Source organism: Streptomyces sp. CBMA291, assembly GCF_014596525.1.
In the GTDB taxonomy this organism is placed as follows: Bacteria; Actinomycetota; Actinomycetes; order Streptomycetales; family Streptomycetaceae; genus Streptomyces.
This window is the reverse complement of the sequence record NZ_MSJP01000104.1, coordinates 15,174-36,180: the sequence shown is the minus strand read 5'-3', so window position 1 is coordinate 36,180 and position 21,007 is coordinate 15,174. Positions and strand designations below refer to the sequence as shown.

The 21,007-nt window shown below is 72.5% G+C and carries 9 protein-coding genes and 1 pseudogene; 5 read left to right on the top strand and 5 right to left on the bottom strand.

Translation table 11 applies throughout. The features are described from left to right. Positions 1-237: 237 nt before the first annotated feature. Complete coding sequence (locus tag BU197_RS24905) at positions 238-768, bottom strand: EF-hand domain-containing protein (RefSeq protein WP_188270550.1); 531 nt, start codon at positions 766-768, stop codon at positions 238-240. Between the two features lie 380 nt (positions 769-1,148). On the opposite strand from BU197_RS24905, the gene BU197_RS24900 reads away from it, so the two are divergent. The 5 genes and pseudogenes from BU197_RS24900 to BU197_RS24880 all read left to right on the top strand — a co-directional run bounded on the left by BU197_RS24900 (position 1,149) and on the right by BU197_RS24880 (position 6,654). Further along, positions 1,149-2,285, top strand: coding sequence for an inorganic phosphate transporter (locus BU197_RS24900; RefSeq protein ID WP_188270596.1), 1,137 nt, complete (start codon positions 1,149-1,151; stop codon positions 2,283-2,285). Continuing rightward, positions 2,282-2,527: a hypothetical protein gene (locus BU197_RS24895; RefSeq protein WP_188270549.1), complete on the top strand. Its 246-nt coding sequence runs from the start codon at positions 2,282-2,284 to the stop codon at positions 2,525-2,527. The genes BU197_RS24900 and BU197_RS24895 overlap by 4 nt, the downstream gene beginning before the upstream one ends. A 167-nt stretch (positions 2,528-2,694) precedes the next feature. Then, positions 2,695-3,738: a LysR family transcriptional regulator gene (locus BU197_RS24890; RefSeq protein WP_188270548.1), complete on the top strand. Its 1,044-nt coding sequence runs from the start codon at positions 2,695-2,697 to the stop codon at positions 3,736-3,738. A 131-nt stretch (positions 3,739-3,869) separates the two neighbouring features. Next, positions 3,870-5,084, top strand: a complete 1,215-nt coding sequence (locus tag BU197_RS24885) for an MFS transporter (protein ID WP_188270547.1) — start codon at positions 3,870-3,872, stop codon at positions 5,082-5,084. 227 nt (positions 5,085-5,311) lie between these two features. Next, positions 5,312-6,654, top strand: a pseudogene (locus BU197_RS24880) (isocitrate lyase/phosphoenolpyruvate mutase family protein). A 161-nt stretch (positions 6,655-6,815) separates the two neighbouring features. On the opposite strand, the gene BU197_RS24875 reads toward BU197_RS24880, so the two are convergent. The 4 genes from BU197_RS24875 to BU197_RS24860 are packed head-to-tail and all read right to left on the bottom strand — an operon-like array spanning position 6,816 to position 20,997. Continuing rightward, on the bottom strand, positions 6,816-8,057 hold the full coding sequence (locus tag BU197_RS24875) for a cytochrome P450 (RefSeq protein WP_317452235.1): 1,242 nt from the start codon (positions 8,055-8,057) through the stop codon (positions 6,816-6,818). A 14-nt stretch (positions 8,058-8,071) separates the two neighbouring features. Continuing rightward, positions 8,072-9,715: a phytoene desaturase family protein gene (locus BU197_RS24870; RefSeq protein ID WP_188270546.1), complete on the bottom strand. Its 1,644-nt coding sequence runs from the start codon at positions 9,713-9,715 to the stop codon at positions 8,072-8,074. Positions 9,716-9,749: 34 nt separating this feature from the next. Further along, positions 9,750-11,435 carry a phytoene desaturase family protein gene (locus BU197_RS24865; RefSeq protein WP_188270545.1) on the bottom strand — a complete coding sequence of 562 codons (1,686 nt, stop codon included), beginning with the start codon at positions 11,433-11,435 and terminating at the stop codon, positions 9,750-9,752. Further along, on the bottom strand, positions 11,425-20,997 hold the full coding sequence (locus BU197_RS24860) for a hybrid non-ribosomal peptide synthetase/type I polyketide synthase (protein WP_188270544.1): 9,573 nt from the start codon (positions 20,995-20,997) through the stop codon (positions 11,425-11,427). Before BU197_RS24860 ends, BU197_RS24865 begins: the two co-directional genes overlap by 11 nt. Positions 20,998-21,007: the final 10 nt, after the last annotated feature.

Sequence of the window (21,007 nt, the reverse complement as noted above, 5' to 3'; positions counted from 1 at the left end):
CGGTGTCGCGGGGGACGGTCCGAGCGGGAGTGCCGGGACCGTCCATGAGTCTGTCCGGCCGCTTCCGCGAGCGGCCGGACTCCTTGCCGCACCGACCTGTTGAACGCCGGAGCGTGCCGAGCGACCGGGCGACGTCATCACGATGACCCTACGGCAGGGAGACCCGGTCGTGGCGGCTCCGCGTGCCCGTCCCGGAGGGAGCGGGCCGCGTGTTCGCTCTTCCGTACGGTGGCGGGATCAGGCGGGCAGCGAGACCAGACGGTCGCCGGGGATTCCGGCCAGGCCGGGCGTGTAGTAGTCGCGGATGCCGTCGGCCCAGGCGGTCACCGTGACCCGGTCGGTGGCATCCGGTCCGAATGCCTCGAACAGGGCGTGGACGTTCGGTACGTCGAAGCCCCAAGCGGTCATCAGGTCGAGGAAGCGGGGCCGCTCGATCAGACCGTCGTTGTCGGGGTCGCCGAGCGTGGCGAGCGCGTTGGCGAAGAGATCCGCGGTCGGCGCGAAGCGCTCGGGGTCGAGCACGGAGGCTTCGAACTCCTGCGGGCTGATCAGGCCGTCGTTGTCGGTGTCCAGCGCCCCCGCCAGCACGTCCCACCACTGGCGCATGCTGCTGGCGAATGCCTCCCTGTCCTTCTGCGTCGAGTCCTCGGCGGCGGCCAGCACCCGGTCGGTGATCAGGCCGAAGTCCTGGGGGTCGAGTACTCCGTTCTTGTTGGCGTCGAACAGCTTGAAGATCAGCGCGGCACGCCGAACGGCTTCGTCTCGCACGGTCTGTCTCCCTCAGGGGCCACCCGGACCGGGACCATCCCGTCCGAGTCTCCCATTCTTATGACCACCCGACCGGCCATCGGGCGAAGCGACGTCACGTCACTCTGTCGAGCGAATTCATGCGATGAGATGACGTTCTGGCGTAGTCGAAGCCGGATTGAAGCCGGGGCGAAGTCGGGGGTTGAAGTCGGGTCGAAGCCGCGGCGAGGTCGGGGGTGGAGTCGGGTTGAAGCCGGGGCGAAGCCGAGGCGTGCCCGAGCCTTCCGCCGCTGGACCGACTGGATGGTGCCCCTCCGGCATCCGGGCGTCCTGAGCCGAAACGGACCGGTGTGCGGGCTAGGTTCGGCTTCGTGACCGGCAACGACGCGGTCCTGGCGTTGATGGTGGCGACGGCGCTGGGCTTCGACTTCACCAACGGCTTTCATGACACGGGCAACGCCATGGCGACCTCGATCGCCACCGGGGCCCTGCGGCCGCGTGTCGCGGTCGGGGTCTCGGCGGTGCTGAACCTGGCGGGGGCGTTCCTGTCGACGGCCGTGGCGGCGACCATCGCCAGTGGTCTGGTCGCCGCTCACGAGGTCACCCTGAGCGTGGTGTGCGCCGGTCTGACCGGCAGCATCCTGTGGAATCTGGCCACGTGGTTCCTCGGCATCCCTTCCAGCTCGTCGCACGCGCTGGTCGGCGGGGTGATCGGGGCGACGGCGGCTTCGGTCGGCGCGGCGGCCGTGAAGTGGCAGGACCTGGTCTCCAAGGTGGTCGTCCCCGCGGCGCTGTCGCCGTTCATCGCCGGAGGCGTGGCCGTGGTCGGCACCCTTCTCGTCTACCGCATCACCCGGCGGGTTCCCGAACGCGCGCGACGGCACGGTTTCCGGCTCGGCCAGATCGGCTCGGCGTCGATGGTGTCGCTCGCCCACGGCACCAACGACGCGCAGAAGACCATGGGCGTCATCACCCTGGCCCTGATCGCCGACGGCGCGCTGCCCGCCGGGGCGAAGGCGCCGGACTGGGTGATCGTCTCCTGCGCGCTGGCCATCGGCCTGGGCTCCTACGCGGGAGGCTGGCGGGTGATCCGGACCCTGGGCAAGGGCCTCACGGAGATCGAGCCGACGCAGGGGATGGCCAGCGAATCGGCCACCGCCGCCGTGATCCTCTGCTCCACCGACTTCGGCTACCCGCTGTCCACCACCCACGTGGCCACCGGAACGATCGTCGGCTCGGGGGTCGGCAGGACAGGCGCCGAGGTGCACTGGCGGATCGCCCGCCGCCTGGTCACGGCCTGGCTGCTCACGCTCCCGGCTTCCGCGCTGCTCGGAGCGGTGGCCTTCTGGACCGCGAACGGCATCGGCGGCACGGCGGGTGTGGCCGTCGTCTTCGTCGTCCTGGTGCTGCTCTCGACGGTGTTCTTCGCCGCCTCCCGCCGTCGGGCCGTGACCCCGGAGAACGTCAACGCCGCCTGGACCGGTTCGGTGCTTCCCACACCTCCCTCCGAGTCGTCTTCCGACAAGGCGGCCCCGTGAACACCTGGGTCGACGTGGGAGCGCTCTCGAAGATCGTCGTGGTGGGACTGCTCACCGGGGCCGGTCTGCCCGCACTGTTCGCGTGCGCCCTGTGGCTGCTCCATCCCGTCGGCCCGGCAGCCGGGACCACCCGGTTCCGGCCCGCCGCCGGCCCGCCCCGCCGGGTCCTGGCCGCACTGGTCCTCGCGGTGGTGCTCGCGGCGATCGGCTGGGGCATCGGCGTCATCGTCCGCCACGGCTGAACCGCCCGGGAAGCGACACCCTCATCTCCCACCGGCACCGCCCGGCCGGGCGAATCCGCACCGACGGCTCCCGGAACGACGACGGCTCCCGGGGTACGGGGAGGCGCCGGTGTCCCCCGTCGGACCGTCCGATACGCCGGATCCGTCCGGAAGGTATCGTCGGCTGGATGCTGGAAAGACTGGAGATCGAGAGCTTTCTGATACTCGCCGACGAGCTGCACTTCGGCCGCACCGCCGAGCGGCTGCACGTCTCGCGTGCCAGGATCAGCCAGACGATCCGAGGCCTGGAACGGCGTATCGGCGCCCCCCTCTTCGAACGGACCAGCCGCACCGTCCGCCTCACACCGCTCGGCCATCGGCTGTACGAGGAGGTGGAGCCGGGCTACCGGCGCGTCGAGGAGGCCGTGCGGCGGGCGCAGGCCGAGGCGCGGGGTGTCGCCGGGGTGCTCCCGGTCGGGTATCTGGGCACCGCAGCCGGCGAGTTCGTGATGGACACGGCACGGGCTTTCGGCCGCCTCCACCCGGACATGGAGGTGCAGATCCACGAGACCCAGCTCAGCGATCTGCTCGGGCCGCTCCGCAGCGGCCGGGTGGATGTCCTCGTCACCCACTTCCCGATCATGGAACCCGACCTGACCTGCGGCCCCGTCGTGCTCCGGGTGGCCCGGATGCTCGCGGTCCCGGCCAATCACATGCTCGCCAAGCGCCAGTCCGTGTCCGTGGAGGACCTGGCGCGGGACCGGGTGTTCGCGTGCTCGGGGAACGTACCGGGCTACTGGCAGGAGCACCTGGCCCCACCGCGCACCCCCAGCGGGCAGCCGGTGCGGCGGGGCAGGACGGCGGCGACCATGCAGGAGACCCTCGCCATGGTCGGCGCCGGGCAGGGGATCTCCCCCGTCGGCGCCGACGTCGCGGAGCACTACACACCCCGAGGCGTCGTGTACGTCCCCTTCAGCGACGCCGAACCGGTGGAGTACGGGCTGGTGTGGCGTACGGCGGGCGAGACCGCACGGGTACGTGCCTTCGTCGAGGCGGCGGCCTCGCTTGGCACCGCCACGCTGAAGACCCCTGCCCCTGCCCCTACCCCTGGCCCCGTCGCGTCGAAGGCTCCCACCCCTGGCCCCGCCGTGCCGCAGACCGCCTCGGGAAGTAGCCCGGCGATGACCGCCTCGGTGGGCGCCGCCGCCCTTGAGACCGCAGGACAGCCGTAGGCCCAGCCCCCCCCCGCGTGCGGGCGCGTGCCCAGGACGGCTCCGCACGCGATCGATCGGTAAGTCAGGCTTACCGATCGTTGCGCGGACAGGTGCTGTTCCCGGCGGGTGGTCGCGCGAGGCTGAAGGGCGTGACAAACGATCTCTCCACCGCTCCTCCCCTCACCCCGGCACCCGGCACCCGCCCCCGGCAGGCGGGTCGCGCCGCCCTGGCGGCCCTCGCGCTCGGAGCCTTCGCCGTCGGCACCACCGAGGTGGTCATCGCCGGACTGCTTCCCGACGTGGCCACCGACTTCGGCGTCTCGCTCCCCACGGCGGGCCTGCTCGTGTCGGGCTACGCCCTGGGCATGGTGGTGGGCGCCCCCCTGCTCACCGTCCTCGGCGCGCGACTTCCCCGTAAACATCTGCTTCTCTGGCTGGTCGGCCTCTTCACCGTGGCCGGTCTCCTCAGCTCGGTGGCCTCCGGGTACGAAATGCTGCTCATAGGACGTGTGCTCTCGGCCTTCGCCGGTGGCGCCTACGTGGGAACCGCCGCGGTCGTGGCGGCGGGACTCGTCGCACCGGAGCGCAAGGCGAGTGCCATCGCCACCGTCTTCATGGGCCTGAGCATCGCCAATGTCCTCGGCGTCCCCGGCGGTACCGCCCTCGGGCAGGCGCTCGGCTGGCGGGCCGCGTTCTGGGGCGTGACCGTCCTCGGCGCGGTGCTCCTCGTCGCGATCGCGGTCCTGGTCCCGCAGCTGTCCCGGGAGCAGAGCACGGGCTTCCGTCAGGAATTGGCGGTCTTCCGGCGCGGCCGGGTCTGGCTCGCCCTGGCGGCGACCGCCTTCGGCTGGGCGCCGTTCCTCACCGTCGTCACGTACATCACCCCCATGCTCACCGAGGTCACCGGTTTCGACGAGCGGACGGTCCCGCTCATGCTGGTCCTGATGGGCGTCGGCATGGTCGTGGGCACCCCGCTGGCCGGGCGGTTCGCGGACCGGGCGCTCGTGCCCACGCTCTACGGGGCGCTCGCCGGGATCGCGCTCGTCTCCGCGCTCCTCATCCCCGCCGTGCACAGCAAGCCCGGCGCGATCGTCGGTTTCCTGCTCTTCGGCCTGGTGGGGGCGGCGGTGATCCCGCCCCTCCAGACGCGGGTCCTCGAAGCGGCCCAAGGCGCCGACAACCTCGCGTCGTCGGCCAACGTCTCGGCGTTCAACGTCGGCAACGCGGGCGGCCCGCTCCTCGCGGGCGCGGCGCTCTCGATGGGCTGGGGCTACACCTCCCTGCTGGGGATCGCGGCCGTCCTGGGCGTGATCGGCCTCGCCCTCGCACTCGGCACGACAGCGCTGGACAGGCGCTCGCGCTGATACGGAGCACGGACGCCGAGCGCTGACACGGGGCGCTGACACGGGGCGCTGATACGGAGCACGGACACCAAGCGCCGATACGGAGTACCGACGCGGAGTACCGACACCGAGCACCCGTCCTCGCCCCCCGCCACCTCAGCGCCCCACCCGTACGCCCTACAGGATCCCGCCCCCCCCCCGCGACGGTTCGGCGGCCCCCGAAGCGTTCCGCTTCTAAGTTCGGCCCCATGACGCACGTGACGTACGAGTTCGACCGCGACGAGGACGTACGGGCCGCGCCGGCCGACCCGGCGCTCGTTCCGGAGCCGCCCGCCGAGGACGGTGGGCGTGCCGGGGTGAGCGTCGCCTGGCCGCGTACCACCGCGGCCCGGTTCTGCTCCGGCGAGCCGCATCGGCGGCGCAGGGCGCTGGTGGAGGCCGAACTGTCCCGCCTCGCCCCGCCGAACTGCACCGGGCGGCGGAGGCGGCGCCGGACGGGGAGACCCGGGTGCGGGTGGTGCACGCCCTCGCCGAGGCCCTGGGAATGCCGGAGCCCGGCCAGGCCGCGCCGGACGGCGACGCGCCCCTGGCCCGGGTGCTCCGGGAGGTTCCGCCGGTACCGGCCATGCGCCGGATCGCCGCCCGCGCCACCCGGATCGCGGGCCGGGAGATCGCCGAGGGGGACACGGTGCTCCTGGATCTGGCCGCCGCCCAGCGCGAACACCCCGTGCCCCTCGTCTTCGGCGCGCCACCGCGCGTCTGCCCCGGCCGGGCCCACGCCCTCGCCGACGGGCTGCGCCGACGCCCGCTGACCCCCTTCGCCCGGCTGCACCACGGGACCGAACCGCTGTTGCTGCCCAACGCCTGGGACCACGCCTCCGCTGTCGCTCTCGCGGCGGAGGGATTCCCGGCGATCACCACCACCAGCCTGGGCGTGGCGGCGGCGGCCGGTCTGCCGGACGGGGCGGCCGCCACCGCGCGGGCGACCCTGGCGCTGGCCCGTCGACTCGGCCGGGACTCCTTCCTCTTCACCGTGGACATGGAGGGAGGCTTCGGCGACGACCCGGAGGAAGTGGCCGAGTTGGCCCGCCGCCTGTGGGACGCGGGCGCCGCGGGCATCAACATCGAGGACGGCCGCCCGGACGGAACCCTCGCCCCCGTGGAGTCGCACGCCGCGAAGATCGCCGCCGTCAAGGCCGCCGTACCCGGCCTGTTCGTGAACGCCCGCACCGACACCCACTGGCTCGGACGGGAGAAGGAGGGGACGGCGGCGCGCCTCGCGGTCTACGAACAGGCCGGTGCGGACGGCGTGTTCGTGCCGGGCCTGTCGGACCCGGACGGGATCGCGGACCTGGTGGCGACCGCCCTCGTCCCGCTGAACATCCTGTACGCGCCGACCGGCCCCACCCTCACCGCCCTGGCCGCACTGGGCGTCCGCAGGGTCAGCCTCGGCTCGCTGCTCTACCGCAGGGCCCTGGCGGCGGCCGTGACGGCGGCGACGGCCATCCGCGACGACCGGCCGACGGACCTCACGGCCCCCTCGTACGGGGAAGTGCAGGCGTGGGGCGGAGAGGGCGGCGCGGACGACTGAGGAAAGAAACCACGGAGGCGCGTCCACACCGCACGCCTACGGCCCAAGGCACCACCCCAGGGCACAGCTCAAAGCGCCGCCCGAGGCACTGCCCAAGGCACGACCGAAGCCCGGCGCGCGTCCGCCGGAAGCAGGCGTGCCCCGGGCCCCGGACCGGGCCGCTACCAGGCGACCGGCAGCGACCGCAGACCGCTGAAGAACTCCTTGGACCGCCACCGCAGTTCCGTCTCCGGTACGGCGAGCCGCAGGCCCGGCAGCCGGGCCGTCACGCGCTCCAGGGTCGTCTGGAGTTCGAGCCGGGCCAGATGGGCGCCCAGGCAGTAGTGGATGCCGTGGCCGAAGCTGATGTGCGAGGCGCCGGGCCGGTCGAGGTCGATACGGCCGGGGGAGGGGAAGGCGGCGGGATCGTGATTGGCGGCAGCCTGGGAGACCACCACCGGCTCGCCCTTGCGCACCACGATCCCGCCCAGCTCCACGTCCTCCTCCGCGTACCGGGGCAGGGTGAGACCGTTGAGCAGCGGGACGAGGCGCAGGAGTTCCTCGACGGCGCGGGAGACCAGCTCCGGCCGGGTGCGCAGGGTCGTCAGGAGTTCCGGGCCGCCGCCGTCCGCCTCGCCCGGCAGGAGCAGCACCGCGAAGAAGTTGGCGATCTGGTTGGTGGTGGTGACGAAGCCGCCGATGAGGATCTCGTTGAGCAGTCCCCGCAGCTCCTCCTCCGTCAGGATGTCCTCGTCGGCGGCACGGGCCAGGACGGTGATCAGATCATCGGCGGGGGCCCGGCGGCGGGTCTCGATCCAGTCGTCCATCCGGGAGAAGAAGTCCTGGGCGCTCCGCCGCACCACCTCGGGCGTCACACTGCCCGAGCACACCGTGTCCGCCCAGGCGCGCAGGGCCGACCGGTCGGCCTCAGGCACCCCCACGATCTCGCAGATCAGCGTCATCGGCAGCGGGAACGCGAGCCCCTCCACCAGGTCGACGGGCGGTCCCGCCGCCACCATCCGGTCGATCAGCCCGTCGGCGACCTCCCGGACCCGCCCGCGCAGGGGCTCCATCCGGCGGGCGGTGAACTCCTTCGCCAGCAGGGCGCGCAGCCGGGTGTGGTGCGGGGCGTCGAGCGCGATGAGCCCCCCGCCGGCCCGGGGCATCGGACCGATCCTCGGCTGGTCGCGGCGGACGGCCTCCGCGAGGCTGAACCGGGGATCGGAAAGGACGGCACGCACGTCCTCGTAACTGGTCGCGAGCCAGGCCTCGTCCCCGTACGGCAGCCGGACGCGGACGGGTGGCCGGTCGCGCAGCGGCCCGTAGCCCTCGGGCAGGCCCAGCCCGTCGTGCGTCCAGAACGGATAGGCGAGGGGCTTCGGAAGGGTGTCCGGATCGGAGTGGAGGTCAGGGGGCAAGGACACGAAAAGCGCCTTTCTCAGCGGTGCGGGCCGACGGCGATGTCGACATGGGTCGGGAGGGGAGCGCTGGTGTCGACGGAAGCGGTGAAGTCGATTCCGTCGTCCCGGCAGATGAACTGCATGACCTGACGTCCGGCCGCCGCCGCGCGGATGAGACCGCCCGTGGTGGCCCACACGCCCGAGAGGTAGAAATTGCCCAGACCGGGCAGGACGGGCCCGTTCTTCTTGACCAGCTCCTCCATCGCCTCCCCGCTCTCGACGAAGGGCTGCCAGCCGAGGAACGTGCCCTCGAAACTGTTGGTGTAGCGGATCTGGGTGAGCGGAGTGCACGTGTCGCGGACGGCGACGGAGTCCTTCAGGCCCGGATACAGCCCGTCCAGGTAGTCGACGACGGCGTCCCTGGTCCGCCGCTTCGCCAGGGTGTACGCCTTGCCGCGCCGGACCGGGAGGGTGTGCAGCTCCGTCCCCCGGCGCGGGCGGCTGAGACGCTCGGGTCCCTCGGCCAGCTCGCGCCACGGGGCGGTGTCGGAGAAGTACGTGGCGTAGACGACGCTGGTGTCCTGCGGCGACAGCTCGGGATAGAAACGGCTGCGGAACTGCACGTTGAGGCTGGGGTGCCGGATGCCGGTCAGCCGGGAGGCGGTCGCCTCGTCGAGGAGGTGCGTCGTGGTGGGGTCGGCCTCCGGGAACGACCGGCGCAGACCGAGGAAGACGCTCGCGTAGCCGGGGAAGACCATCCCCGGCCGGTGCAGCGTCTCCCGGTACAGGGTGGCGTACTCGCCCTCCAGATACCGCCCGTCGAGCAGATCGAACAGCGTGGTCGGCCCGTCGCAGGCGGAGACGATGATGTCCGCGTAGTGCTCCTCGCCGTTGGAGAGGCGCACCCCCACCGCCCGGTCGTCCTTGACGAGGATCTCCTCGACCAGCGCGTTGTACGTGACCTCGCCGCCGAGCCGCAGATAGCGCTGCTCGATGGAGCGCGCGAGCCCCAGCGAGCCGCCCTCGGGAACCCCCGCCGACCGGTGTGCCTGCGCCGCCATCTGGAAGTAGAACGGCAGCACGGGGAAGTTCGGATGCCGCTCGTACAGGATGTAGTTGAAGGCGTCCTTCAGGAGCGGGTCCTTGAACCGGGCCGAGTACTCCGTCATCAGCACCGACATCGAGGTGCGGAACAGATTGAAGTACGGCAGGAAACCGGCCAGCATCCGCCACCGCTCCCGCCGGCTCATCAACCCCACCGGCTTGAGGAACGGATACGAGGGCAGACAGGCGATGAACTTGCGCAGCCCCGCGCAGAAGCCCCGGATGGCGCGGGCGTCCGGCGGGGACAGCGACAGGAGATGGCTTTCGAGCCGGTCGGGGTCGCAGTAGAAGTAGACGGTGCGCCCGTCCCTGCCGCGCACGGTGTTGAAGACGTCGAAGTGACGCATCTCCTTGCCCTGGAGCGCCCCGAGTTCGAGCCAGATCTGATGCATCTCGTTGCCCGGACCGTTGCCGAGGAGCCAGCTGATGCAGGCGTCGAACGTGTAGTCGCCGCGCCCCCAGCCCGTGCAGCAGCCGCCCGGGATCTCGTGCATCTCGAAGACCCGGGTGCGGTAGCCGTTCATCTGGCCGTACGCGCCGGTGGACAGGCCGCCGAGCCCTCCACCGATGATGATCATGCTTTTTCCGCGTGTCGTCGCGGTCATCCGAACGTCACCTCACCCTGCGGGTCTCAAGCTGGGGCAGCCGGCCGAGCCGGTCCGGATGCCAGGGGACCGTTCCGCCGCTCTCCCAGGCGCGGAAGTCCAGGCCCAGCTCCTTGCAGAGGTACTGGGTGACGAACCGGCCGCTCGCGGCGGCGCGGATCAGGCTGCCGCCGCCGAACCACTGGCCGGCCATGGAGAAGCCGTCGAGACCGGGCAGCCGCATCCGGTCCTTGTTGATCAGCCCGGTGATCACGTCGTCCGCCGGGGTGAAGGACTTCCAGCCGAGGATGCTGCCGCCCCGCACGCCCGTGTACCGCTCGGTGGTCGTCGGGGAGGCCACGTCCACGACCTCGATCGCGTTGCTGATTCCCGGGTGGTGCCGCTCCAGGAACTCCCGTACGAAGTCGGCCGCCTTCTGCTTGCGGGCCCAGTACGCCTTGCGGTCCGTGGTCCGCAGCCGCTTCCAGGGCTCGTAGTCGCTGAAGTAGGTGCAGTGCACGACGGACTTGCCGGGCGGGGCGAAGCCGTCGGAGTAGCGCGACCGCATCTGCACGACCATGCTGTTCTGTAGGACGCCGGGCAGCGCCGCGCTGTCCTCGTCGGAGAGCAGATACGTGGTGCTGTGCCGGGCCGAAGGATCCAGCTCCCCGTCGACCCCGACGAAGACCGACACCACGCCCGGGTAGAGCGCGTCGTCGCGGCCCATCATCTCGCCGAAGAGCTTGTCGATCTTCGGGCTCGTGTACCGGCCGCCGAGCAGCCCTTCGAGGGTGGTGACACCGTCGCAGGCCGAGACGACATGATCGGCGAAGTGCCGCTCGCCGCCCCGCAGTTCGACGCCGACCGCCCGGTCGTTCTCCACCAGGATCCGCTCCACCCGCGACCGGTAGTCGATCCGCCCGCCGAGCCCCGTGTAGCGCTCCTCCACCGAGCGGGCGAGCCCCAGCGAACCGCCCTGCGGGAAACCGGCGTTGAGGTGGTACGCGCTCGCCATGTTGAACAGATACGGCAGCAGCGGGAAGACCTCGTGGTCCTGGAAGAAGATGAACGGGAACGCCCGGCGCAGCAGCGGGTCCTCGAACCGCTCGCAGAAGCTCTCCATCCGGGTCACCGCGGTGCGCCAGAACAGCGCGAACGAGGGCAGCACGGCCCGCAGGGTGGCCAGCTTCTCGCTCGTGGACTGGAGCGGCGGGGGGGTCAGGAACGGATAGAGGTTGACCCGGGTGAAGCGGCGCAGGTCCCGGCAGAACGCCCGGATCGGCCGGGCGTCACCGGGCGAGAGCTCCAGGAGATGCGCTTCGAGCCGGTCGGGGTCGTTGTAGAAGGTGACCGAGCGGCCGGTCTCGTCGGTGACGGTGTTGAACATCTCGAAGTTGGCGATCGTCTTGCCGTCGAGCGCGCCGAGTTCCCGCCAGACCCGGCTGGCGTCGTTGTTCCGCCCGGTGCCGGTCAGCCACTCGATGCAGTAGTCGAAGACGTAGTCCTGGCGCGACCACGCCGTGCAGCAGCCGCCGGGCAGGACGTGGCGCTCGAAGATCCGCGTCTCCGCGCCGCTCATCTGCGCGTAGCAGCCGGTGGAGAGACCGCCGATGCCCGCACCGATCACGATCACCCGGGGCGCCTCGCCCGGGGCCCGCCCGCCGGACGGCCACGGGCCCCGATCCGCCCATACGGGCCTGTCCTCACGCACCATCGGACGCCCCACCCTCGCCACCGTCCGCCGGGCAGGCCGTACGGTCTCCGGCCGGGGACCCGGTGGACCCGGCCGGATCGGCGAGACCGCCGAGCGCGGCGAGCACCAGGGCCGCGTTCCGCCCGGCCGGTTTCTCGTCGAGCATCTCCGCGTGCAGCCCCGCGCCCCGGACCACCCGGCTCCTCCCGGTGGAGGCCGTGTGCCAGCTGCCGCGCTGACCGGCCGCGTAGTACTGCGCCTTCGCCTCGTCGGCGATCACGGTGACCCGTGCGGCGACCGTGCCGTGGTTCGGGGTGCGTCCGCAGTACGCCAGATAGTCCCTGGCCTGTTCGAGGGTCTGGACGGTGACGGTCTCGGACTGGGTGTGACGGCGCAGATGGTCCCGCAGTTCGTGCTCGAAGGCCTCGGTGTGCTCGGTGGGGATGCCGTACTCCTCCTCGATGCGGTACGAGTCCATGATCACCACATGGGCCACCTCCCGGCCCCGCTCCTCAAGGCGCTTGGCGACCTCGAAGGCGAGGTTGCCACCCAGCGAGTACCCCAGGAGGGAACAGGGCCCCTCGGGCTGTAGCGACTCCACCAGGTCGGCGTAACGGAGGCTCTTGTCCCCGTCGACGTGGTTGAAGGCGATCAGCTCGTGCGCCCCGAGATGCGCGGCGAAGTGCCGGTAGACCAGACCGTGGCCGCCGGCCGGCGGGAAGCAGAAGAGGACGGGCCCCTCACCCGTGTTGAAGGAGAGGTGCGAGAGGCTGCCGGAGACCCGGCCGGTGACGATGTCCTCGACGGTACGAGCCATGCCGTGCAGGGTGGTCACCTTGAACAGCAGCCCGACGGGGATGGCGATGCCGAACTCCTTCTGGAGCCGGTGGATCAGCTCGATCAGGGTGATGGAGCTGCCGCCGCACTCGAAGAAGTCGCTCTGCAAACCGACCCGGTCGAGACCGATCACCGTCTTCCAGTGCGCCGCCACCCGCTCCTCGTAGAGCGTGACGGGAGGCTCGTGGTCCTCCTGCGCCGACTGGGCGCGGGGCGCGGGAAGCGCCTTCGGGTCCACCTTGCCGTTCGGCGTCAGCGGCAGGGCGTCCACCGTCTCCAGAAAGGCCGGGATGAGGTACGTGGGCAGATGGGCCGCGAGATGGCGGCGCAGCGCCCGGGGATCCGGCTCGGCCCCGGCGGTCCGCACCACATAGGCGCAGAGGGCGGGCTCGCCGACGGGATCGGTCCTGACCAGGGCATAGGCCTCGGCGACCTCGGGGAGCGCGGTGAGCAGCGACTCGATCTCCCCGGGCTCGATGCGATGACCGCGCAGCTTGATCTGCGCGTCCGCCCGGCCCAGCAGATGGAGACGGCCCCGAGCGTCCCTGCGCGCCAGGTCCCCGGTGCGGTAGAGCCGCTCGGGTACGGCGTCCGGTCCCGGGTCCAGGGTGAGGGTGACGAAGCGGCGGGCGGTCTGCTCCGGGTCGCCGGCGTATCCGAGGGCGAGCCCGGCGCCACCGGCCCACAGCTCTCCGGTGACCCCGGTGGGCACGGGCCGCAGATGTGCGTCCAGGACGTGCAGGGCGCAGTTGGGCAGCGGGGTGCCGATGGGGACCGTGCCGTTCGGGTCCAGGTCGGTGGTGGGGCCGTCGAAGCAGGCGCTGTCGACGGTGGCCTCGGTCAGCCCGTAGGAGTTGACGACCCGGGTGCCGGGGCCGCAGAGCCCGCGAAGACGGTCGTACTCGGCCACCTTCCACGCGTCCGAGCCGACGATCGTCAGCCGCATGAAGTCCAGCCGGTGGCCGCTCTCCTCGCAGTACGCCATCAGGGCGCGGGCCACGGCGGGGACGAACTCGGCATGGTCGACGCCCTCGGCGGCCATCACCCCGTGCAGCCGGGCCGGATCGAGAAGCAACTCCCGGTCGGCGAGCACCAGTCGGCCGCCCGTGGTCAGGGCGCGCACCAGATCGCCGGTGAAGACGTCGAACGACACTCCGGCCATCTGGAGGTGCACGCCGGGGGACTCTTCGAGTCCGTACTCCTCCCGCCAGGCGGCGCACAGGGCCGCGAGGGCGCCGTGGGACACCTGGACGGCCTTGGGGCGGCCCGTCGAACCGGAGGTGTGGATCACATACGCGGGCGTCCCGGTCCCCACCGCCGCGTCCCCCGCGGGGGCGGCGGCGTCCTGCGCGAGGAGGTCGGTGAGGACCTTCGCGCCGGGCACGTCGAGCCGCCCGGCACCCGCCGCATCGGTCAGGACGAGCCGCGCCGAAGCGTTGACCGCCATGAAGGAGAGCCGCTCCTCGGGATGGTCGGGATCGAGGGGCAGATAGGCGGCCCCCGCGCGCAGCACGGCGAGGAGCGCGACGATCAGCTCCGGCGACTTCGGCAGGCACACCGCGACGACACCGCCGTCCGCGCCCAGGGCCCTCAGCCGCCCGGCCAGCGTGGCCGATGCCCGCTCCAGCTCCGCGTACGTCATATGCCGGGCCGCGCCGCCCGCCGCCGGGGCGGGTACGGTGACCGCGACCGCCTCGGGGGTACGGGCCGCCGCCCGCGTGAACAGATGGTGCACCGGCGGCTCCGGAGCGAGGACGGGCCCCCGGGCGGCCGGACCGCACAGGGCCTCCCGGCGCTCGTCCTCGCCGAGGATGCCGAGCCCCGCCACCGGAAGTCCGCCGGGCGCACGGGTCAGCGCGTCCAGGAGGTTGCGGTAGTGCCGGGCGAGCCGCTGGGCGGTCTCGGGCCGGAAGAGGTCGGTGTTGTACTTCAGGACGCAGTGGAAGCGGCGCTCGGCCTCGTCCTCGTACGCCGAAAGCGTGAGGTCGAACTGCCCCTCCTCCTCGGGGAGTTCGATGTAGTCCAGGTGGTATCCGTACTGCTGCGAGGAGACCTTGTGGGCGAGCAGGATGAACATCGCCTGGAAGACGGCGGACCGGCTCGGGTCGTGCTGGAGCCCCAGCTTCTCGACCAGCAGGACGAAGGGGTACTCCTGGTGGTCGATCCCCCCGAGCACCGTCCCGCGGACCTGCGCGAGCAGCTCGGCCACGCTCGGATCCCCGGCCAGACTCGCGTACAGCGGCAGGGGATTGACGAAGTAGCCGTACACCGACGACAAGTCCTCGTCGGTGCGCCCGGTCACCGGACTGCCGACGACGAGGTCGTCCTGACCGGAGTACCGGTGCAGCAGCAGGTAGTAGGCGCAGAGCAGCACCATGAAGACGGTCACGTCGTGCTCACGGGCCAGGGCGTGGACCCGGGCGGACAGCTCCTCGTCGAGGACGAAGAACTCCGAGGCGCCGTTGTGGGTCTGCACGGGGGGCCGGGGCCCGTCGGTGGGCAGCGCGAGCGGCGGGACCTCGGCGGGCAGGGCGCCCCGCCAGTACTCCAGCATGCGGTCGGCCTCGGGCGAGGCAAGGAACCGGTTCTGCCGGTTCAGGAAGTCCACGTAACGGCCCGGGACGGGAGCCAGTTCGACGGGACGGCCCGAGCGCATGCCCTCGTACAGGGCGAGCAGTTCCTCGATGAAGGTGAAGGTGGAGATCGCGTCGGAGACGATGTGGTGGACCGCCTTCATCAGCACCCACCGGTCCGGACCGCGCCGGAAGAGCCGGAAGCGCATCAGCCGGTCCCGCGCCAGGTCGTACGGCCTGCGGTACTCCTCGACGATCAGTTCGCGGATCTCCTCCCACTCCTTGCCCTCGACGTCGAAGACCGCCGTGTCCGGCTCGACGTCCTCCGAGACGACCTGGAGCGGCCGGCCGTCCTCCATCGTGAAGTTGGCCCGCAGCACCGGATGCCGGGCCACCAGGGCGCGGACGGCGTCGGCCATCAGCGCGGGATCGATCTCGGTGCGCACCTCCACCGCGCCGCCGATGTTGTACGCGTACCCGTCCGGGTGGAGCTGCTTCAGGAACCACAGGGCCTTCTGGTTCTGCGTCAGCGGATGACGGGACGCGTCCTCGTGGACCTCCACCGCCGCCCCCGCGTCGGGCCCCGAAGCCCGCGCGGCCAGCTCCGCCGTGGCATCGCGGAGCTGCGCGGTCAGCTCGCGCAGCGGAGCGCCGCTCAGCAGCGCCACGACCGGCAGCGCGACCCCGGTCGCCGCCTGGAGCCGGGCCCGCAGCTCCATGGCGAGGAGCGAGTCGATGCCGTGCGCGCCGAGCCCCGCGTCCGGGTCGAGCCGGTCCGCGCCGATCCGCAGGACGGCCGAGGCGCAGCCGAGCAGGAGATCGGAGACCAGTGCGGTGCGCTCCTCCTCGTCCGCCGCCGCGCGGAACCGGTCCAGATAGCCGCTCTCCCGGGACCCCTCGCCCGCCGCCGAGGCCGCGGCCCTGGCCGCCTCGGCGGCCAGCTCCCTGACGAGCGGGGGCGGCGACGGGTACCAGGCGAGGAACGTCGGCCAGTCGACGACGGTGGCGATCAGAAGCTGGGCCCGGTCCTGGCCGAGGACCCGCTCCAGTACGGCCGTGCCCGCCGAGGGCGAGAGGGAACTCATGCCCCGGACGGCACGGTAGTGCTCGACCAGGCTCAGCTCCTCGATCATGCCGGTCGCCCACGGGCCCCAGTCGAGACTCAGCGCGGGCAGCCCCTGCGACCTGCGGTGATGCGCCAGGGCGTCAAGGAAGGCATTGCCCGCCGCGTAGTTCGTCTGCCCCGTGGTCGTCAGCAGCGACGCCACGGAGGCGAAGAGGACGAAGTGGTCGAGCGGTTCGTCGCGCAGATGGTGGTGGAGGAGCCAGGCACCCGCCGCCTTCGGGTCGAAGACGGAGTCGAAGGCGGCGCGGTCCACGGCCCGCACCGGGGTGTCGCGCACGTGCCCGGCGAGATGGAAGACGCCCCGCACGGGCGGCGCGTCCCGGTCGCGGTACTCGGCCAGCCAGTCCGTGAGCGCCCGCTCGTCGGAGACGTCGAGGGCGGCGTGCACCGGGTGCGCGCCCAGGGCCTCCAGCTCCTTGACGAAGCCCACCGCGTCGCTCGCCGGGGAGTCCGGGGCGAGGGAACGCCAGGTGGCGCGGTCGGGGAGCGGCGTACGGCCGACGAGGATGAGGTGCCGGGCCCCCCGCTGGACGAGGTAGCGGCACAACAGCCTGCCCAGCGCGCCGAACGCACCGGTGACGAGGTAGGCGCCGTCCGCGCGGAGCCGGGGCGGGAAGGGCCGGGTGAGGCCCTCGGGCCGGGTGAGCCCACTGACGAGCCGACGCCCGCCGCGCAGCGCCACCTCGTCGAACGACGGCTCGGCGGAGAGCGACGGCTCAGGGGAGAGCGGGGCCAGGATCTCCCGGAACAGGGCCTGGGCCTCGGTGTCGGCATCGGTCCGGGCCTCGGCCTCGGTGCCGGTCTGCGCTTCGAGACCGGTCGGCCTCAGTGCCAGATCGATCAACTTGCCGCGATGGGCGGTCAGTTCGTGATGGCGCAGGACCCGGCCGATACCCCAGGCGGGCGCGCCGAGCGGGGCCACCGCCTCCCCGGGGACGGCCGCCTGGGCTCCCCGGGTGACCAGGTGCAGCGCGGCGGGCGCGGCCGACTGGCGGGGGTCGTCCTGGAGGGCCTGGGCCAGGGCGATCACCGAGTAGGCGCCCAGGGTGGCGTGCGTGTCGAGAAGGCCCCTGCCGGTGTCCTCAAGGGCGGGCAGGTCCAGGTTCCACAGATGGACGACGGCGTCCGGCGCGGGACGGCCCGGGGTGGCCGAGGCCAGATCGGCCAGCAGCCCGCGCAGGTCGTCGGCGCTCCCCGGGGTCACCCGGGAGTCCCGGCCGTTCCGGTCGAAGACGTAGCCGTCACCCGGCCGTACGAGGTGGCAGCGCACCCCGTTCGCCTCCGCGAGCGCGGCCAGCCGGTCCGCGACCCCGCCGGGCCGGTCCGCGAGGAGCAGCCAGCCGCCGCCCCCCGCCACGGCCGGTTCCGCTTCGGTGACCTCGTCCAACGGCGCTTGCGACCAGGTGAGTTCGGCCAGCCAGCCGTCGATGGTGGAGAGCCCCACCGTCGCCGAGACCTGCTCCACGTCGGCGGCCCGGAAACCGCGCACATACCCGAGCGGTTCACCGTCCTCCGCGTAGAGGGCGATGTCGCCGACGAGTTCGTCACCGGCGCGCCGGGTGACGGTGGCGTGCGCCCACAGCGGCCGGTCGCCGACCGGGACCGTGCGCACCGCCTCGATGGTCAGCGGCAGCAGCATCCCGCTCCCGTCCGCCCCGTCGGGGAGCCCGGCCACCAGGAGGGCCTGGAAGCAGGCGTCGAGGAGCACCGGGTGCAGATGGTGCGCCGCCGCGCTCTCGGCGTCGACCGTCGGCCGGATCAGGGCCAGCGCCTCGCCGGGCGTACGCCAGACCTCCGCGATGCCCTGGAACGCGGGCCCGTACTCGTATCCGAAGGTGCTCAGCGTCTCGTAGCAGGCGGTCGCGTCGAGGTGCCGGTCGGCCCGCGACCGGATGCCCGCCGCGTCGAGCGGGGCGGTACGGGCCGCGGGGGCGCCGCCGCGCACCACGCCGAGGGCGTGCACGACGGGTTCGTCCCCCTCGGTCGCCACCGTGAAGGCGGAGCTGTGCGCGGAGAGCGACACCTGTACGGAGCGGGGGGCGTCGTCCGGCAGGAAGAGCGCCTTGCGCAGCTCGATGTCGCCCAGCTCCGCGTCCGTCCCCCCGGTCAGCGCCCGGAACGCCTGGTACGCCATCTCGACGTACCCGGCGCCGGGAAAGAGCGTCCTGCCCTGGATGCGGTGGTCGGCGAGGTAGGGGGTGGCCTCCACGTCGAGCGTGACCTCCCAGGCGGGCTCCGCCGTGGCGAGGCGCCGGCCGAGGAGAGGGTGGTCGATCCGGCCGAGCCTGACCTGGGCCACGGGCGCGGGCTCGGTCCAGTACCGGTCCCGCTTCCACGGGTACCGGGGCAGCGGGACCCGCCGTCCGGCCGGGTGCAGCGCCTCCCAGTCCACGGCGCAGCCGAGGGCGTGGAGCGCGGCCAGGGAGGTGGTGAAGCGCAGGGCCTCGTCCTCGGCGCGGCGCAGGGACGGCAGGGTGGTCACGGTCGCGGGGTCGCCCTCGTGGGCGGCGGCGCACTCCCGGACGGAGTGGCCGAGCACCGGATGGGGGCCGATCTCCAGGAACGTACGGTGCCCTTCGGCGATCAGGGCGTCGACGGCGGCGCGGAAGCGGACGGTGTCACGGACGTTGCTCCACCAGTACTCCGCGTCGAGTTCGGGTCCTTCGGCGCGTCCCTCCCGGCCGGTGAGGTGGAGCGGAAGGCGCGCGGGCCGGGGCTCGATCCCGGCCAGCTCCGTCAGCAGCTCGTCCTTGATCTGCTCCATCACGGCGCTGTGGTACGGGACTTCCACGTCCAGGAACCTGGCGAACACCCCGTCGGCGCGGAGTGCTTCGGCGTACTCGGCGAGCGCGTCCCGCTCCCCGGCGAGGGTCAGGGCGCCGGGGCTGTTCACGGCGGCGACGGACAGCCGGTCGCCGAAGGGGGCGGCGCGCCGTACGGCCTCGTCCTCGGGCAGGCCGACGGCCAGCATGGTGCCGGTGCCCGCGAGCCGCTGCTGGAGGCGGCTGCGGTGCAGGACGATCCGCACCGCGTCGCGCAGGCTGTAGACCCCGGCCTCGTAGAACGCGGCGATCTCGCCGGTGCTGTGGCCGACGATCGCGGCGGGGTGCACCCCGTGGGCGTGCCAGAGGGCGGAAAGGCCCACCTGCACGGCGAAGTTGGCGGGCTGGGCGAGCCAGGTCTCCGCCATCCGGGAGGCGTTCTCCCCGGCGTTCATCTCGGTGGTCAGCGACCAGCCCGCCTGGGCGGCGATCTCCCGGTCGACGGCCTCGACGGCCTCGCGGTAGACGGGCGAGGACGCGAACAGCTCGCGGCCCATGGCCCACCACTGGGGGCCCATCCCGGTGAAGACCCACACGGGCGCGGTATGCCGGTCGGGGCGGGCGCCGCCGGGCAGGACGCGGGGGTGCTCCTCGCCCCTGGCGTACGCGGCGAGCGCCTCGTCCAGGTCCTCGCGGGCCTCGTACACCACGGAGAGCCGGGCGTCGTGGTGCTGGCGGCGGGCGAAGGAGTGGGCCAGGTCCGTCAGGGAGACGGGCGCGGCGGCCGGGTGCGGCCCGGGGGCGGCCAGCTCCGCGCGGACGGCCTCGGCGAGGTCCGGGAGCACCGAGGCGTCGTGGGCGCTGAGCGGCAGCACGCGGAAGGGGAGCCCTTCGGCGGCGGACCGCTGCCCGGGGACGGGCGCAGGGGTGTCCTCGGCGGGGCGGGCGGGTGCCTCTTCGAGCAGGACGTGCGCGTTGGTGCCGCCGAAGCCGAAGGAGTTGACCCCGGCGCGCGCGGGTCCCTCGTGGGCGGGCCAGGGGGTGACCCGGTCGGGGATCTCGTAGGGCGCGGAGGCCAGGTCGATCGCCGGGTTGACCTCTTCGAGGTTGATGTGGGGCGGGATGAGGCGGTGTTCGAGGCTGAGCGCGGTCTTGATGAGACCGGCGATCCCGGCGGCGGACTCGGTGTGCCCGATGTTCGTCTTGACGGAGCCGACGTAGCACCGGGCGCCGGGTGCGCGGCCGATGGCCAGGGCGCTCGCCAGGGCGTTGGCCTCGATGGGGTCGCCCACCGGGGTGGAGGTGCCGTGCGCCTCCACGTACTGGAGCTGGCCCGGGGTGATCCCGGCGCGGGCGCAGACCTGCTCGATGAGCGCGGTCTGGGCGTCGGCGCTGGGGACGGTGATGCCGTTGGTGCGCCCGTCCTGGTTGACCCCGGTCTCGGTGATCACGGCGTGGACGGGGTCGCCGTCGCGCAGCGCCTCGGAGAGGAGCTTGAGGACGACGATGCCGACGCCCTCGGCCCGGACGTAGCCGTCGGCTCCTGCGTCGAAGGTGCGGGAGCGGCCCTCGGGTGAGAGGAAGCCGCCCTTGGTCTCGGCGATGGTGTACTGCGGGGTGAGGTGCAGCAGCGTGCCGCCGGCCAGGGCCAGGGAACTCTCGCCGCGGCGCAGGCTCTCGCAGGCGAGGTGCACGGCCACCAGGGAGGAGCTGCACGCGGAGTCGATGGAGAGGCTCGGCCCCCGGAAGTCGAAGCAGTGCGAGAGACGGTTCGAGACCATCGTCATCATCGTCCCGGTCGCCGTGTGGGCTTCCAGGGTGTCGAACCGCAGGTCGGAGAATTGCAGGATCTTGTAGTCCAGGGTGAACGCCCCGACGTAGACGCCGACGTCCCGCCCGGCCAGCTCCGCCGGCTTCTGCCCGCCGTCCTCAAGGGCCTCCCAGGCGACTTCGAGCAGCTTGCGCTGTTGCGGGTCCATGGCGTGCGCCTCGCGCGGGCTGATGCCGAAGAACGCCGGATCGAACTCGTCGAAGCCGTCGATGTAGCCACCGCGTCTGCCCACCAGCCGGCCCGGTTTCGCCTTGTCCTTGCTGCCCAGGCTGGTCACGTCGTACCGGTCGGGCGGGGTGGGGGTGATGCAGTCCTTTCCCTCGATCAGATTGCGCCAGTAGGAACGGTGGTCGTTGGCTCCGCCGGGGAAGCGGCAGCCGATGCCGATGACCGCGACCTTCGCGGGGGGAGTGGGGAGAGGTGCCGGTGGGGACGTACGGGCTTGTGTGGACATGAGCCTTCCT